Source organism: Metabacillus litoralis (assembly GCF_003667825.1).
Taxonomy (GTDB): Bacteria; Bacillota; Bacilli; order Bacillales; family Bacillaceae; genus Metabacillus; species Metabacillus litoralis_B.
Map to the genome: position 1 here is coordinate 1,466,057 of NZ_CP033043.1, position 14,922 is coordinate 1,480,978.

14 protein-coding genes are annotated in these 14,922 nt (G+C 36.3%); 2 read left to right on the top strand and 12 right to left on the bottom strand.

What is annotated here, in order from left to right:
* Window positions 1–275: 275 nt before the first annotated feature.
* Together D9842_RS26625 and D9842_RS06885 are read right to left on the bottom strand one after the other, a co-directional pair.
* The gene (locus D9842_RS26625) at window positions 276–368 is read right to left on the bottom strand and encodes a putative holin-like toxin (protein WP_353579933.1); all 93 of its coding nucleotides are present in this window, start codon (window positions 366–368) and stop codon (window positions 276–278) included.
* A gap of 132 nt (window positions 369–500) precedes the next feature.
* Entirely contained in the window at window positions 501–1,508 is a 1,008-nt protein-coding gene (locus D9842_RS06885; protein WP_121661883.1) for an LLM class flavin-dependent oxidoreductase, read from the bottom strand.
* 418 nt (window positions 1,509–1,926) lie between these two features.
* On the opposite strand from D9842_RS06885, the gene D9842_RS06890 reads away from it, so the two are divergent.
* A complete protein-coding gene (locus tag D9842_RS06890) occupies window positions 1,927–2,946 on the top strand; it encodes a zinc-binding alcohol dehydrogenase family protein (RefSeq protein WP_121661884.1) in 1,020 nt (339 codons plus the stop codon).
* A gap of 839 nt (window positions 2,947–3,785) precedes the next feature.
* On the opposite strand, the gene D9842_RS26630 is transcribed toward D9842_RS06890, so the two are convergent.
* The 8 genes from D9842_RS26630 to D9842_RS06925 all read right to left on the bottom strand — a co-directional run bounded on the left by D9842_RS26630 (window position 3,786) and on the right by D9842_RS06925 (window position 10,872).
* Window positions 3,786–3,878, bottom strand: a complete 93-nt coding sequence (locus D9842_RS26630) for a putative holin-like toxin (protein WP_353056958.1) — start codon at window positions 3,876–3,878, stop codon at window positions 3,786–3,788.
* A 533-nt stretch (window positions 3,879–4,411) separates the two neighbouring features.
* The gene (locus D9842_RS06895; RefSeq protein WP_121661885.1) at window positions 4,412–5,074 is read right to left on the bottom strand and encodes an HAD family hydrolase; all 663 of its coding nucleotides are present in this window, start codon (window positions 5,072–5,074) and stop codon (window positions 4,412–4,414) included.
* A 34-nt stretch (window positions 5,075–5,108) separates the two neighbouring features.
* The gene (locus tag D9842_RS06900; RefSeq protein WP_121661886.1) at window positions 5,109–5,834 is read right to left on the bottom strand and encodes a GntR family transcriptional regulator; all 726 of its coding nucleotides are present in this window, start codon (window positions 5,832–5,834) and stop codon (window positions 5,109–5,111) included.
* A 58-nt stretch (window positions 5,835–5,892) separates the two neighbouring features.
* Window positions 5,893–6,717, bottom strand: a complete 825-nt coding sequence (locus D9842_RS06905) for a PfkB family carbohydrate kinase (protein ID WP_121661887.1) — start codon at window positions 6,715–6,717, stop codon at window positions 5,893–5,895.
* Between the two features lie 6 nt (window positions 6,718–6,723).
* The gene (locus tag D9842_RS06910; protein WP_121661888.1) at window positions 6,724–7,614 is read right to left on the bottom strand and encodes a carbohydrate ABC transporter permease; all 891 of its coding nucleotides are present in this window, start codon (window positions 7,612–7,614) and stop codon (window positions 6,724–6,726) included.
* 5 nt (window positions 7,615–7,619) lie between these two features.
* Window positions 7,620–8,504 carry a carbohydrate ABC transporter permease gene (locus D9842_RS06915; protein ID WP_121661889.1) on the bottom strand — a complete coding sequence of 295 codons (885 nt, stop codon included), beginning with the start codon at window positions 8,502–8,504 and terminating at the stop codon, window positions 7,620–7,622.
* A gap of 72 nt (window positions 8,505–8,576) precedes the next feature.
* Window positions 8,577–9,860: an ABC transporter substrate-binding protein gene (locus tag D9842_RS06920; RefSeq protein ID WP_121661890.1), complete on the bottom strand. Its 1,284-nt coding sequence runs from the start codon at window positions 9,858–9,860 to the stop codon at window positions 8,577–8,579.
* Between the two features lie 37 nt (window positions 9,861–9,897).
* On the bottom strand, window positions 9,898–10,872 hold the full coding sequence (locus D9842_RS06925; RefSeq protein WP_121661891.1) for an SIS domain-containing protein: 975 nt from the start codon (window positions 10,870–10,872) through the stop codon (window positions 9,898–9,900).
* A gap of 328 nt (window positions 10,873–11,200) precedes the next feature.
* On the opposite strand from D9842_RS06925, the gene D9842_RS06930 reads away from it, so the two are divergent.
* Complete coding sequence (locus D9842_RS06930; RefSeq protein ID WP_121661892.1) at window positions 11,201–12,466, top strand: erythromycin esterase family protein; 1,266 nt, start codon at window positions 11,201–11,203, stop codon at window positions 12,464–12,466.
* Window positions 12,467–12,538: 72 nt separating this feature from the next.
* On the opposite strand, the gene D9842_RS06935 is transcribed toward D9842_RS06930, so the two are convergent.
* Window positions 12,539–13,009 carry a hypothetical protein gene (locus tag D9842_RS06935; protein ID WP_121661893.1) on the bottom strand — a complete coding sequence of 157 codons (471 nt, stop codon included), beginning with the start codon at window positions 13,007–13,009 and terminating at the stop codon, window positions 12,539–12,541.
* A gap of 622 nt (window positions 13,010–13,631) precedes the next feature.
* Window positions 13,632–14,573: a DnaD domain protein gene (locus tag D9842_RS06945; protein WP_257535996.1), complete on the bottom strand. Its 942-nt coding sequence runs from the start codon at window positions 14,571–14,573 to the stop codon at window positions 13,632–13,634.
* Window positions 14,574–14,922: the final 349 nt, after the last annotated feature.

Below are 14,922 nucleotides of genomic sequence, written 5' to 3' on the forward strand. Positions count from 1 at the left end.
AAAAAATGAATATCCAACTTTACTTAGTTAAAGGTTTACGCATTTTTATATTTAGTAGTGGTTCTATTATGTAATTAAGGGTGAATTTTCACCAAGATTGCTCGCTTTTCAAACTTCAAGTCTTTAGTTATAATAGTAATAGAGAAATCATAAACTAAAAAAGACTGTTCGGTGCTCGAACACCAAACAGCCATACAATAGCTAGGTCCCCTACAAGGGGGTCAGCGGGTTGGAAAAATAACTCACCTTATCGCGTTGTCATGCTCAAGGGTGGGTTATTTTTTGTCTCTAAAAGATATGATCGACAACACCAAACTTGCAAATGCTATCATAAGCATTAACGTTTGAAATACTGTCATCATAAGCATCACCCCCTTTCGTACGGGGTAACGCTGACCACCCTTGAGTACCTATCTATTGCGATTCTATTACACTGTAGAACATTTGTTAGCTTTTCGTTTTATTATTAGCAAAATGGCTGTTTGTTTTTTAAGTGTCCTCTACCCCATTATCTCTGCCACAAGCTGGTGGGAGTATAGTCGAGCTTTGTGGTCATAGACCATTGTGCTGACCATTATCTCATCTGCCTTCGTCTCATCTAAGAAGGATTGCAGCTTTTTCTTTACGTTGTTAGGACTCCCAATGATCGTGGAGCTTAATTGTTTTTCTAAAATTGCCTTTTCATATGGGCTCATGAGCTCATCTAAACTCTCTACTGGTGGTTGTAGCTTTGATGGTGTGTTCCTTATCATGTTCAGGAAGCTTTGTTTGATGGAAGTGGCTAGCAATTCTGCTTCCTCATCCGTATCTGCTGCTATCACGTTTACGGCTACCATTGCGTAAGGCTCTTTATACTCCTCCGACGGCTGGAAATTATCGTAATACAATTTTAGAGCTGGTAATGTGTTTTCAGGTGAAAAATGACTGGCAAAAGCAAATGGCATCCCGAGCTGTGCTGATAATCTGGCACTGAAGCCGCTAGAACCTAACAACCAAATAGGGATATTTGCTCCTTCACCAGGGATTGCTCGTACCGGTCCAGTACCTTGAAAATAGGCTTGTAGTTGTTCTAATTGTTCTGGGAAATCATCGCCATTGGTGTAGTTTGCTCCACGAATAGCATGGGCTGTTCGTTGGTCTGTTCCCGGTGCACGCCCTAATCCTAAATCAATTCGGCCTGGAAACATCGCTTCGAGGGTTCCAAATTGCTCCGCGATCACCAGTGGCGAATGGTTTGGAAGCATGATTCCGCCGGATCCTACCCGAATAGTAGAAGTATGCGCCGCAACATGGCCGATGACGACAGATGTTGCAGAGCTTGCTATGCCAGGCATATTATGGTGCTCTGCTAACCAGTACCGTTTATAGCCTAGCTTTTCCGTTAACTGTGCTAACTCTACCGAATGTTGAAAGGATAGACTAGGCGTCCCCCCTTGCACAATGGATGCAAGATCAAGGACGGAAAAGGATATTTCGTTAATTGATTTTTTCGGTCTATTTATTGCCATTGTATAACATCTTCTTTCTTTTTAATTTACTAGTTGGAATGGCTTAGATATGTTTGCCTAGTATAGTATGTACCCCATCCAAAAAGGGTAGAACATAATAATTAATATCATAACAAGAAAAATAGCTGATTTAAATTAAGATGACTTAGTTGAAGGTTGCGTTCACATACTACACTTTGGAAAACAACATTCGTTCTTCAATTTAGACTGCCGAATATATCCATCCTGTATTGATTCAAACACAAATTACGTACCAGATTTGGACTATTCCCGAAGCAACATCCTTCCTTCTAGATTTTTGAAGACTTGAGGAAAATCTAAGAGTTTAAGAAATCTACATATAATACCAACTCAAGTGAATACTAATTTGTGGTTTATAGAAATCTATTCGATAAATTATTTTGAAGGAGTAAACCATATGACAAAGATGAAAGCAGTGGGATTACATCGTTATCTCCCAATTACTGATCCAGAAAGCTTATTAGATCTTGAAATACCAAAGCCAACACCACAAGACCATGATCTTTTAGTACGTGTTCAGTCTATTTCGGTGAATCCTGTTGACACAAAGGTAAGAAGCCCAAAGGATCGTGTGGAAGAGCAACCGAAAATACTTGGCTGGGATGTTGCTGGTATTGTGGAAGAAACTGGGCCCAAAACTACATTGTTTAAGAAAGGTGATCATGTTTTTTATGCAGGTAGCATTACTCGACAAGGAGCCAACAGTGAGTATCATCTTGTCGATGAACGAATAGTCGGACGTAAACCGAAAACTTTATCATTTCCAGAAGCAGCTGCATTACCACTTACATCTCTTACTGCTTGGGAAGCCTTATTTGACCGATTAGGTATACCAGAGACTGGAAACGAGAAAACAAATCTATTAATTATTGGAGCCGCTGGAGGAGTTGGTTCAATAGCGATTCAATTGGCAAAAAGGGCTGGTCTGACCGTCATAGGAACAGCTTCCCGGCCAGAGTCAACGGATTGGATAAAAGAACGTGGTGCTGATCATGTTATTAACCATTACGAGGAGTTTGTCCCTCAACTAAAACAAATTGCATTGGAACATGTTGACTATATCTTGTGCCTGAACCGTACCGACATGCATTGGGATAATATGGCCAAAGCGATTAAACCTCAAGGGAAAATTTGCTCCATATATGAGACTGATGAGAAATTGAACTTATATCCTCTATTTAATAAAAGTGTTACGTTTGTATGGGAACTTATGTTTACTCGAGCCATGTTTCAAACTCCCGATATGATGAAACAACATGAAATTTTAAATAAAATCTCAGATTTGATTGACTCTGGCATACTTAAAACAACAGTGAATGAAGTTCTTTCTCCAATAAATGCGGAAAATGTAAGAAAAGGACATGCTATGTTAGAGGAAGGAAAAACGATTGGAAAAATCGTCCTAGAAGGTTTTTAACTTGTTTAAGCCTTAAATATATACGGAGTATTATGCAAGACCCTATGCTGATATTGGCAGCATGGGAAATAAAGTTCATCTGTTTCCCATGTTGTTCATATTACTGCTGTGTTTTCTTAATAAGGTTGCCGCATGTATCACCGAAGCCTGGTAGCGTAGTGTATGTGCGCCATTTCTGAAGGAACCGTATTAACTGTATCTTTTTTCAACTAATCATTTAACGGTACGCTTTAGGATTAAAAAGCAATTTTGCAAGTAAATCAGCAAAGAAAAATGCTTGGAGACATATGTGTAAGCACCCGCTTAATCCATTTCCAAATCTTCAAGAATCAACAGAAAAATAAGCTACTATGATAAGCGGAGAAATTCCTCTTAATAAGGAAATACCACGAAAAAAAGATGAAATAAACGGAAAGATTCCGCCTATTTCATCGAAAAAGAAGAAAATGGATCATTTTACTTTGCTTAATCGGAAAAATTCCGCTTATATCCCCCAAAACCAAGCTTTATTCTTCGTTTAACCGGAAAAACTCCGTTTATTTAAACGATCGGTTACCCAATTAAGGAAAATCAAGAAAATCTGCTTTATTTAACCGTCTCTCTGACTTCAACTCCCACCCCCTGGTACTTAAAATTGCTAGAATAAAACAAATTCTTTCTATTCATTTCTTTTCAAACATTTATACCTTGGTTATAATAGTAGTAGAGAAAACATAATATAAAAAAGACTGTTCAGTGCTGTAACACCAAACAGTCCATACAATAGCTAGGTTCCCTACAAGGGGATCAGCGGATTTGGAAATAACTCACCCTATCGCGTTGCCGTGCTCAAGGGTGGGTTATTTTTTGTCTCTAAAAGATATGATCGACAACACCAAACTTGCAAATGCTATCATTAGCATTAATGTTTGAAATACTGTCAACATAAGCATCACCCCCTTTCCATACGGGGTAATGCTGACCACCCTTGAGTTACCTATCTATTGCCATTCTATTATAATATAAAAAAAGAACGCTTGTTCGATTTATATTTTATTTTTAACGCAATAGATGATTAATCTATTTCCAAATCTTCAAGAATCGCCAGAAATAAGCTACTAAAATAACCGGAAAAATTCCTCTTAATAATGAAATATTACGGAAAATAGATAAAATAGACGGAAAAATACCGTCTATTTTATCAAAAAAGAAGAAAATGGACCATTTTACACTGCTTAACCGGAAAAATTCCGCTTATATCTCCCAAATCGGGTTCAATTCCTCGTCTAACCGGAGAAAATCCGTTTATTTAAACGATCGGTTACTTAATTAAGGCAAAACTAGAAGGTCTGCACAGCTAATTGGTAAGAAATAAAAAGAAGCATGAAATAAAATTCTCACGCCCCTTTCTTATAAACATATACAGATGTACTCAACCACTTAACAACGCTTTCAACCAACGATAACCTCTACAAACTCTAGTAAACTAAACCTTCCGATCACTTAATTTCCCAACAAGCTCCACCAATCCACAATCTGCCATTGAGGATAGTCGATAATCAACCTCAGGAAATGTTAAATGCTTCGTGGTGTCATTCGGAACAATCACACAGGTTAAACCTGCTCGTTTTGCGGCGAGAGAACCATTGGCTGAATCCTCGAAAGCAATACAAAATTCAGGTTCAACTCCTAGCTTTTTAGCTGCTAACAGGTAAAGCTCTGGATGGGGTTTCACTTCAGCAACATCATCAGACGTCATGATACATTCAAAATAATGTAGTAAGCCTAATCGATCTAAATGGCTTGAAACCCATTTATAATCAGAGCTTGAAGCAAGACCAATTTTTAGGTTCATCGCTTGTGCTTCCTTTAGGAAATCCTCAACACCTGGTCGTACCTCTAAAGAATTCAGCCTTGTTTCCAGCTTTTCTTTATTCATTTTTTTGAGCTGCTCTCGATCAATTTGTTCGATTTCCTTTTCTAGAAGGTCATATATTGAGACATTAGATTTTGTTCCGATATGTTGTATCCATGACTGAAATGGAAATTCTACGTTATGCAACTCAAACATTTCTTTATAAATCGTTGTATGAACAGATTCGGTATCAAAAATCAACCCATCAAAGTCAAACACAACTGCTTTATACATGGAATCATTTCCTTTACGTATATTTTTATCGCATTTAGTAATCTGTTTCTAGTCGTAGCTTCACCCGATCTGCGATTAAATGGTAGTTTGAGTAATGAACAGGGATTGATTTTTCATTATAAATGATTTTATCTACTAAAATGATTGGGGTCATTCTATTAACCTCTAAATGCTTTTGTACCTCTTCTGTTGGATGGACAAATTCAAGGTCTTTACAAACCTTACTAAAATTTATTCCATACTCGTCATTAATAATCCTAAAGGTTGAACTTTCTGCTGTGATTTTGTTTTCTATTTCGGGATAAAGCTCTGTTGGAAAGTAAGCATAATCCAAGCTTAAAATTTGGTTATTTCGATAAACTTTTCTGACTAGTTCAATGTACTCGTCAAATTGATTATTAAATTTATTATTAATATGGGCTGTTCCTTTTATTTTCTCCATTGAAAGAATATCTTTTGTAATAAATTCACTTTTTGTCGTCAAGCCTTCGGTGTATCCTTGAAAATGTAAAAGGTGAATTTCTTTACGAAATGTATTCACAAATGTACCTTTTCCCCGAATAATCTGAAGAACACCTTCGTCTACTAATTCTTTTATGGCACGACGTATCGATATTCTACTAGCCTGAAAAATTTCACATAACTCAGCTTCAGTCGGAATTTGGTCACCCTGATTTAGCCGATTAGTTTCAATATATTGTTTGATTCCCGTCATGATTTCTTCATATAAATAATTTTGAATTGAATCGCGGTTACTCATTAAGCTCGCTCCTATATGTTTAACGTTACCATTAATTATACAATAACCTTTAGGCACATTAAACTTTTTGCATTTCTTTCGGGTAACCGAATCCACCGTATTCCTGGCAAGTCTTCTCAGCGGACTTTGTTCCTTTCTCAATGGCAGCCTCTATCTCATCACCATTCATATAAGCCGTTAAAAAGCCTGCGATTAAGCTATCACCTGCACCCATTGTGTCCACCACATCAATTTTCTTTAACTTTTGCTCATACATCTCGCCATTTTTTATAAAAATTGCTGGCTTCCCCCCTCTAGTCAAGCCAATGATTTCAAATTGAAAAGAACGTAAATCGTTAATGAACTTTTCCAACTCTTCATCTGAGAGCTCAGCAGCTGAGAAAAATGCATACGAAATATACGGAGAAATCGACTCAATATAAGGTAGGTCCTTTCTATTCGAAAAGTCATACGAAACCTTTGCTTCTTTTGATAATTTAGCCAATTCACTTTCCATCGAGGAATAGCAGCTCACATGGCTTAAATCGAAATTTTTAATATAATCCAGTTCTTCTTGAATGAGCTGAATTTTGAATTTATGCTGGACGGTATTTTTAGGTCCTCCTACAAATACACGGTCATGATCTTCAGTCAAAGTAACCTGCGGCTGGCCAGTGATACCAATGACGTCACGTGAATATTGATAATCCACCCCTTCTTGCCGAAGTACATACTTAATATGTTCAGCCTGCTCATCGTTCCCAAATATCCCAATATACGAAACTTCACTTGCTCCATTCCGTTTCGCATTGACTGCAACATTGACACAATTCCCTCCAGGATAATAGTTATGTTGATCTAAATAGCAATCCACTACGTTATCACCAATTGTGATTAATTTCATAAAGCATCATCCTTTCACAGAGCCTTCTGCAAGACCTCTAACCAAGTATTTTTGTAAGAATATAAGTAAAACAATCATTGGTACTGTTGCAATAACCATTCCTGATAGCAATACTCCCCAATCTGTACGAAGAGCATCTCGAAAGACCATTAAACCTGATGGAATTGTTTTTAATTCACTGGAGTTTATGAAAACGGTTGCAAATAAAAATTCATTCCAAGCGAAATAGGCAGTTAAAATAACAGATGTAACAACAATAGGTAGTGAAATCGGCAAGTAAATACGCCAAAAAATACCGAATTCCGTACAGCCATCCATCAACGCTGATTCCGATAACTCTTTTGGTACTGTTAAAAAGAAAGCCCGAATCAAGATAATCGTTAAAGGTAATCGATAGGCCACATAAGTCAGAATGAGTGCCCAATGTGTATCAATCAAGTTTGTGATCGTTAAAATTTCAAATAAAGGGATTAAAGCAACCTGTGGATTCATCATTAACCCACCAATTGTAAAAAGGAGTGCGGCGTCAATCCAGCGATTTTTATATCGGGATAGTACGAACGCAGCCATTGCTCCGATTAGGACCGTTAGAATAATCGTTGATAATGTGACATATACACTGTTGATAAAATAGCTCGAAATTCCTTTTGACCATGCAAGAGAATAGTTTTCAACCTTCCATTCGGTTGGCAAAGCCCAAACATTACTATAAATTTCCTGATAGCTTTTAAATGATGAGATAAACATCCAAAAAAGTGGATATAGAATGATAATAGCAAAGCACAGCAAACCGAGAAAGACAATATTTTTGGTGATACGAGTTTGAATTGGGATTTTTATTTTATTTGTAGGAACGGTACTAGGGAATGTGGACTTCTTTACATTTGTTTTGATCATGTACTTCATTCCTCCTTCCCTGTTTTCGAGACTTTGATTTGGATAAGCGCAAATACAGCAGATAATAAGAAGATTAGGGATGCTAATGTTGATGCATAGCCCATGTCATCTTTAACAAAGCCTGTTTGATACATGTGAATCGCTAAAGTCATAGAGCTATTTCCTGGCCCACCATTTGTGAGAATATAAGGTTCATTAAATACTAGAATAGAGCCCGTCACAGTTACTAATAGATTAACAAAAGTAGCTTCCTTCACCTGTGGTACTGTTACACTAAAGAATCTTCGTATTTTCCCAGCACCATCGATCTCTGCAGCTTCATACAGATCCTTCGGAATTTTCTGAATGGAAACGATAAATAACATCGTAATTAGCCCTATACTTTGCCATTGAGACATGGCGATCACACTATAGATAGCCGTTGTTGAATTACCTAGCCAAGGCTTGGCAAACTGCTCTAATCCAATGAGCTCAAGGAAGCTATTTAATAATCCAATTTGAGGATTATAGACAAATCCAAATAATAAGGCAATAACTGAGATTGAAATCATAACTGGCATAAAATAAATCACTCGGAAGACTTGCGCAAATCGTCTAAAAAACTTATCCTCTAAAATAGCAGCTAGCACTAAAGCGAAGAACACTTGAAGTATCACAGAAATAATTGCATATTTAACATTGTTGTTTAATGCAGTGAGAGCTACTCCATCAGCAAATAATTGTTTGAATTTACTCAAACCAACAAACTCTTTCGTTTGTGAAAAAACACTAAATTCAAAAAAACTATTATAGAAGTTTTGAATAAGTGGTATGTAAATAAATAGTCCTAAAAATAAAACAGTTGGTAACATGAATAGAATTGGAGTTATTTTTACCCTTTTTATCTTCATTACAATCCCCCACCCTTCTTTTGAAGAATCGCCCTAACCTTTTCAATATCTTAGTTAGGGCAATTCTACTTCTTATTGGTTACGTAATTTAGCAGCTGCTTCTTGTACTTTTGCCATAATCTCTTCAGGTGTTGTTTGATCGGTTGCTAATTCTTGACCACCACGCATGAAAACATCTGCAATGGATATATCAACCGCATTATCAAACCAAGGGGTCGCATCTGATGCATCTAGTATAATTTGATAGGCTTCTAGACTTGTTGGGTTGGATGTTTCTTCTGTTACCCCGCCTTTAATTGCGTTCAGTTGACCATCTGCTTTCGTAAATTCTTTAGCCGTTTCCTCTGATGTGAGGAATTTCAAGAACTCTACGGCTTCAGGTGGAGCATTTTTACTTAGCATCCAGCCTTCTGGTGCACCAGTAAGGGATTTAGGTCTTCCATCCCCATCTTCAACCTCAGGGAAATTAAAGAAGCCAAACTCCACATCTCCAGCATCTTGTACATATCCAACCTCTGCAAATTGCATATACAATACTGGAACTTCACCAGCAGCAAACATATTTCGAGCTGCTTCATGATCAATAGCCGTTGACACCTCACCCATGTAAGTGGTCAACTCTTTAAAGATTTCTAGACCGCGAATATATCCTGGATCTGTATATTCACCCGTCTCGGTATTATAATCTTTAAGAAGTATATCATTAGCTATGACTCTATCAAAAATAGTGCCCATGTAATGAGAAATGGCCCAACCATTTGTTAATCCTTCTACTAATGGTGTTTCATAGCCAGCTTTCTTCAATTGATCTAACGCATCGATCAGTTCATCGTATGATCCTGGTACCTCTATATTATTTTCTTCAAAAATTTGTTTGTTATAAAAGAAAGCTTTACCGTCAACTGTAAACGGTATTCCATACGTAACATCATCAAACGTAAATCCAGCATACTGAGACTCGATAATATTACCTGACCATTCTGTATCCTCTGCCATTACATCGTTTAGCTCCATAATACGTCCGGAGCTTACTAGATTTGCGGCAAACGTGTCTGACCATGAGGTAAACACATCGGGAAGATCATCATTTGAAACGAGGACTTTAATTTTTTCTTTATAAGAATCATTTAAAACAGAATCAACATTAATTTTTACATTAGGATGCTGCTTTTCAAATTCTGCAATTTTTTCATCATAAAATGATTTTCTAGGTTCATTCGGCCATCTATGAAAAAAATCAATTACTACTGTATCACCATCAGATGATTCGCCATTGCTTTCATTGGAGGAAGAACATGCTGCTAAAAACATAGAGCTGGCTAAAATAACAACTAAAAAGCATAGGTACTTTTTCATTAAATTATTTCCCCCTCGTAACCAATTTTTCCGAAGATTAATACTCCATTTTCCACATATATCTTCTTACTGATAATGGATGTCCGGTATGTTCCGCTAAACCATCAGCATATAAGCGTAAAACAGGACCCGCTAGTGCTGAACCAAAATACTCTTTAAGGTCTTCGTCCACTCCACTGTAATCAAACTCTTTCACATTCACCACTTCAACTTTTTCACTATATTTCGTTACAAAATCAAGAGCACGCTGATCAAGCGGTGTACTTGGCCCTTCCCCAACTACCACTAAAAATGGGACATCAAAATCAGTTACTTCAAATGGTCCATGGAAATACTCTCCTGAATGAATAGCGTTTGAATGGATCCACAGCATTTCCATTAGCAAGCAACTTGTGAAGGAATAAGCATGGTGGATATATGCTCCACTTGCCATTGTGTAAATCACCTTATCACGCTTATATTTCTTACCAAATGTATCCGCTACATCCTTATACTTTGCTTGGTTGCTTTCTATTAACTCTCCTAGCTTAGATAATTGTTCTACACCACGGAGAAACTTCTCTTCCCCAGTAGTTTGATTTAGTAATTTAAAGAGCAATGTGTAGTATACTCCTATTTCTCCATCAATGGCCTCTGAGCCATCTTTATAGTTGTAATGAACGGTATATTCTGATTCCTGACAAAGAGGAGATTCAACATCCATTGAAATCGCAACAGTTAAGGCACCCTGTTCTCTTGCATATGTAGCAGCTCCAACTGTTTCTGGAGTTGTACCAGAATGAGATCTTAGTATCACAAGACTGTTTTCACCCAATGCTTTCGGTGCACGATGAATAAATTCATTTGAAGTATAAACAAAGCTCGGCATGCTAGTATCCTTCGTCACAAAATAATCCCCTAGAGAAAGCGCTGCCATTGAACCGCCACATGCCACAAAGAAAATGTTTTTAATATCCTTCCCCTTCACAGCCTCGATCACGTTTTGAATTTGTTCCACATGTTCTTGTTTCATAAATTAACCTCTCCCCTCAAATTTTCACTTAGTTAGGTAGTGAATGATTTACTTACCATCTAACCTCTAAGTTTTGTTATGATGTCATATAACATCATCTATAAGGTAATAGTACATCATATGATGTCATAGGTCAACAACCTATTTTAAATTTTCTAAAAATTTATATGAAAACCTATTCTTGACCGCTCACACCCACTCTCCACCAGATTTAACTACAAATAATCCAGATTTAACCTTAATTTAAACTTTGTCATGTACCATTACATTTATAGATTGGTTTTTCGACGTTTGGATCAGACAAAAACAAGAAAGTTGAGGAGAAAAAATGACATTTTTAAAAAGCTGCTTTTCGCTCATAGCAGTTCTTTCACTTACTGTTTTCATTTCAGGTTGTGGAAAAGGTGAAGCTATAGATCACGCGGAGGAGTATATTTCATCAATAGATACAATGGACATTCCAGATGACGTGGAAGTGATTGGGCTGGGTGAAGCAACACATGGGAATGTTGAATTTCAGGAGTTAAAACAACAGGTTTTTGAAACATTGGTGATTAATGAACATGTACGCGTCTTTGTTTTAGAAGGTGATTTCGGAGGCGGTCAGCAGATTAACAATTATATTTTAGATGGAGAAGGCTCCGCAGATGCTGCTGTTAATAGCCTTGATTATCCTATTTATAAAACTCAGCAAATGATTGATCTTGTTGAGTGGATGTATGATTATAACAAATCGGTGCAAGACGAAGAGAAAATTCGTTTTTATGGGAATGATATGCAGCGCTATGACTACAGTAAAAAGAACCTACTAGATTATTTTGCTGTTGTAGACAAGGAAGCTGCTACTAAATATAGTGATCAATTGAAGCATGTTTCCAATGAAACGATGCGCGATTTAACAACGAAGCAGTTAGAAAATGTAGATAAAACGATCGATCACATTCTTCAAGATTTACAAGCAAATGAAGCTAAATATTTGGAACATTCATCTGCTGACGAGCTTGCGTTTGCTACAGCCTATGCACAAAATATGAAGCAGCGTACACAGCTATTTTTATCAGAAGAAAACTATACAAACCTTCGTGATCAATATTTAGCTGAGAATTTACAATGGATTATGAAATATGAAAAAGAACGAGGAAATGAAAAAGTGTTTTTCTCAGGACATAATGGCCATGTCGAAAAAACGTCTGCCTCACCTGCTGGCTATAAATCAATGGGAAATTACTTAGATGAGGTTTATGGAACAAAGTATTTTGCAATAGGGACTGACTTTATCAACAGTGAATTTCAGGCAAAGAACGATGGTTCAGGCAACCGCAAAACATTTACCGTAAAAAATCAACATGATTTAGTGGATGCATTTAGTGAAGTTAAGTCTAATACCTTTTACGTTGATTTTGAAAAGAGCCGTGAGTCGGAAGAATTGTCCAAGATCCTATCTAGTAAACAAAAAATGGCAAATATAGGTGATGATTTTCGCTCATGGTATAAGCTATTAAAGATGTTTTATACGATTGAAATGGTGCCTGATAAGGCTTATGATGGTTTGATTATTGTAAAGGACGCGACACCTACTAAAGTGATAGAATAAGACTTAAATATAAGGAGGTTCTTATGTTTCTATTTTAAAAACACGAGAACCCCTTTTTTCATTGTGTTTTAGTTATGATAATTTATATTGCTGACTAACCTCCTTTTCAGTTAACACGTAATCATCTCTACTATAATCCCCAGCTATCGCAGGAAAAATTGTGAATTCCTTCTTCATATCTCGGAACGAAATCCTACCATTTCCTTGATAAAAATCATTATCTAGCGAGGTTTCAATACAGTTTAAGGGAGAATGAAAATATGTTTCTCTGTAGTGTTGAATGGCATCTTCCTGGCTACGGGCAAAAATGAAGACAAAATCAGTCTTGTTCTGCTTCAAAGAATAAATTCGAACCTTTCGAAAATGCAAAAGATTTTTTTGGATCATTTCCTCCACGGTCTGGTGATTTGCCTGATTTAAATCGATTTTCGATATGTGGTCATTTGAAGAAATTTTCCTCTCTTGTAATAAATGAAAAAGATAATGGGCCAACGGAGATTCTTCTAATTTTATCGCTTCCTCGTAAACTTCTTTTACATTCATGTGATCACACCTCAATTTTTAAAATGTTTAAACATATTTAAGAACGAACACTCGTTCTTTTTACTCAACAATTTTTATTATGTATTCGTAAATGTTCACGAAAATCTATTAGAGGAAATGATTTCAAGGGAGTGATCTCTCCCCCATCAATCATTCATTAAGTTCCTCTACTTCAGCTATGAAATTGTTAATCTTGTAAATATGCTCCCTGTTTTTTCACATTGATTTCACATGTTTCATAATTGTAGGAAATCAGTTGTTAATGCTCACTGAAACGGCTTATCAATGCTTGGACTTCCTCAATTGATAAACGAGTTTTCTGTGAAATTTGTTCGATTGATACTTGATAGCTTCCAACTGTAGTAGCTTGCGGATTCGTAAGTAAGTAAAGATAGAATTACTTTTCTCCCAAGCCATCTCCTGTACAACTGGAGCTCTCCAAAAATCTGTGTTAACCATTTTGGATTTTTCCATTTTTCAACACTTCCCTATCTCCTATTTATTTTCTCTTCACCCTCTATATATAGAAAAACGGATGAAGAGTAGCGTCTGTTTTTAAAAAATTTAAATTTTTTTGCGATTATTAAATTTCTTACCAAGTATGACAAAGTTTAGAGTCTCTTCAATCCTCCCCCGCTGTAAGATCAAGCACAAACTCACTCGGTATCGGTCGTCCAGTTCCAGTAGAATTTGACTGCTTGGACTTTTGTTTAGAAGACTGGTTATCCTGATAAGAATCTATTTCTTCAATGGTTAGTAAAGACTCATTTTTCCAGTTTTTAAGTATGCCAACGATATAGTTTAGTTTTCTTTTGTTATTAGCACAGGCAATACCCATGGCTTTTAAGACAACATCTTTAGGGTGTAAAAAGCACGAATTGTCTAACCAGGATAATAGCTGGTGTTTGGCGTTTATGTTAGATAACCCAAATCCATTGCTGTCCCAGAACTCTATGATTTCGTTTATATCTTTTGATTTTTGACTTTGTTGGTCATCATCTAGATCTGAATTGTCTTTAGAGGATTGTTTTTCTTCCCTAGTTTCTGTAACTCGAGGGTTTGAGTTTTCTTCAATTTGATCTTGTACAGTTGCAGAATATGTATGTTCTTTACCCTTATGGCTCATTTCTTCCTCAACTTCTTTATGACAATAAGGTTCATATAAGCGAACTATTTCCTCTCTTTCAATTCCTTCGCAAACATACGAAATAAGCGAGGTATCCTTGACCTCTTTTAATTCTTTTGTAATACAATCCATAATTGGTTTGCCGCCTCTATGAAGGTTATTTTTCCCCCAGTTTTTAATAGCGATTTCACATGTTTCTAGGTTGTACCGGATTAATTTGTGACGTGTTGTAAAGCGTTCTAATAATACTTCCACCTCTTCAAGCGTATAATCCAATTCGAGTGCCATTTCTTTCTTCGTTATTTCGTAGATTCCAATTTGTGTCGTTTTATCATTTGTTAGTAAATACACGTAAAATAATTTATCCTCCGAAGACATCTTCTCTAAATTAAAGGAAGATCTCCAAAATCCAGTTAAGATCATACGAAATTTTGCCATTTTTCATCACTACCTTTTTATCAAATTATTGTTTTATCATCCTTTATATAGACAAAAAGAGGGGGTAGAGTAGCAGATTTAAATGTTAAATTTTTGTAAAGATAATATTTATTGAGACTATTTAGAATCTGTAAAATAAAAATTTATGTTATCTAAAATAAAAACGTTCCTTAACAGTTTGTAAGGAACGTTGATCTTTTTTATTAAGTTTGCTTTGGCAGCTAAACTACCACTATACAAAAATTTGAGAATGTGACCCATTCTAGATTATCGTCTATGCTAGTGTTATAAGTTTTTTGTTGTTGTTCTTTTTCTTTTTATTCTTCTTTTTCTTTTTGCCCACGTATCG

Excerpts from the sequence above, each read along its gene's own strand:
- D9842_RS06900 (WP_121661886.1), bottom strand. The coding sequence starts at position 5,834 with ATGAGTAACCGCGATTCAATTCAAAATTATTTATATGAAGAAATCATG.
- D9842_RS06915 (WP_121661889.1), bottom strand. The coding sequence starts at position 8,504 with ATGAAGATAAAAAGGGTAAAAATAACTCCAATTCTATTCATGTTACCA.
- D9842_RS26630 (WP_353056958.1), bottom strand. The coding sequence starts at position 3,878 with ATGCTTATGTTGACAGTATTTCAAACATTAATGCTAATGATAGCATTT.
- D9842_RS26625 (WP_353579933.1), bottom strand. The coding sequence starts at position 368 with ATGCTTATGATGACAGTATTTCAAACGTTAATGCTTATGATAGCATTT.
- D9842_RS06930 (WP_121661892.1), top strand. The coding sequence starts at position 11,201 with ATGACATTTTTAAAAAGCTGCTTTTCGCTCATAGCAGTTCTTTCACTT.
- D9842_RS06890 (WP_121661884.1), top strand. The coding sequence starts at position 1,927 with ATGACAAAGATGAAAGCAGTGGGATTACATCGTTATCTCCCAATTACT.
- D9842_RS06910 (WP_121661888.1), bottom strand. The coding sequence starts at position 7,614 with ATGATCAAAACAAATGTAAAGAAGTCCACATTCCCTAGTACCGTTCCT.
- D9842_RS06905 (WP_121661887.1), bottom strand. The coding sequence starts at position 6,717 with ATGAAATTAATCACAATTGGTGATAACGTAGTGGATTGCTATTTAGAT.
- D9842_RS06945 (WP_257535996.1), bottom strand. The coding sequence starts at position 14,573 with ATGGCAAAATTTCGTATGATCTTAACTGGATTTTGGAGATCTTCCTTT.
- D9842_RS06925 (WP_121661891.1), bottom strand. The coding sequence starts at position 10,872 with ATGAAACAAGAACATGTGGAACAAATTCAAAACGTGATCGAGGCTGTG.
- D9842_RS06885 (WP_121661883.1), bottom strand. The coding sequence starts at position 1,508 with ATGGCAATAAATAGACCGAAAAAATCAATTAACGAAATATCCTTTTCC.
- D9842_RS06935 (WP_121661893.1), bottom strand. The coding sequence starts at position 13,009 with ATGAATGTAAAAGAAGTTTACGAGGAAGCGATAAAATTAGAAGAATCT.
- D9842_RS06920 (WP_121661890.1), bottom strand. The coding sequence starts at position 9,860 with ATGAAAAAGTACCTATGCTTTTTAGTTGTTATTTTAGCCAGCTCTATG.
- D9842_RS06895 (WP_121661885.1), bottom strand. The coding sequence starts at position 5,074 with ATGTATAAAGCAGTTGTGTTTGACTTTGATGGGTTGATTTTTGATACC.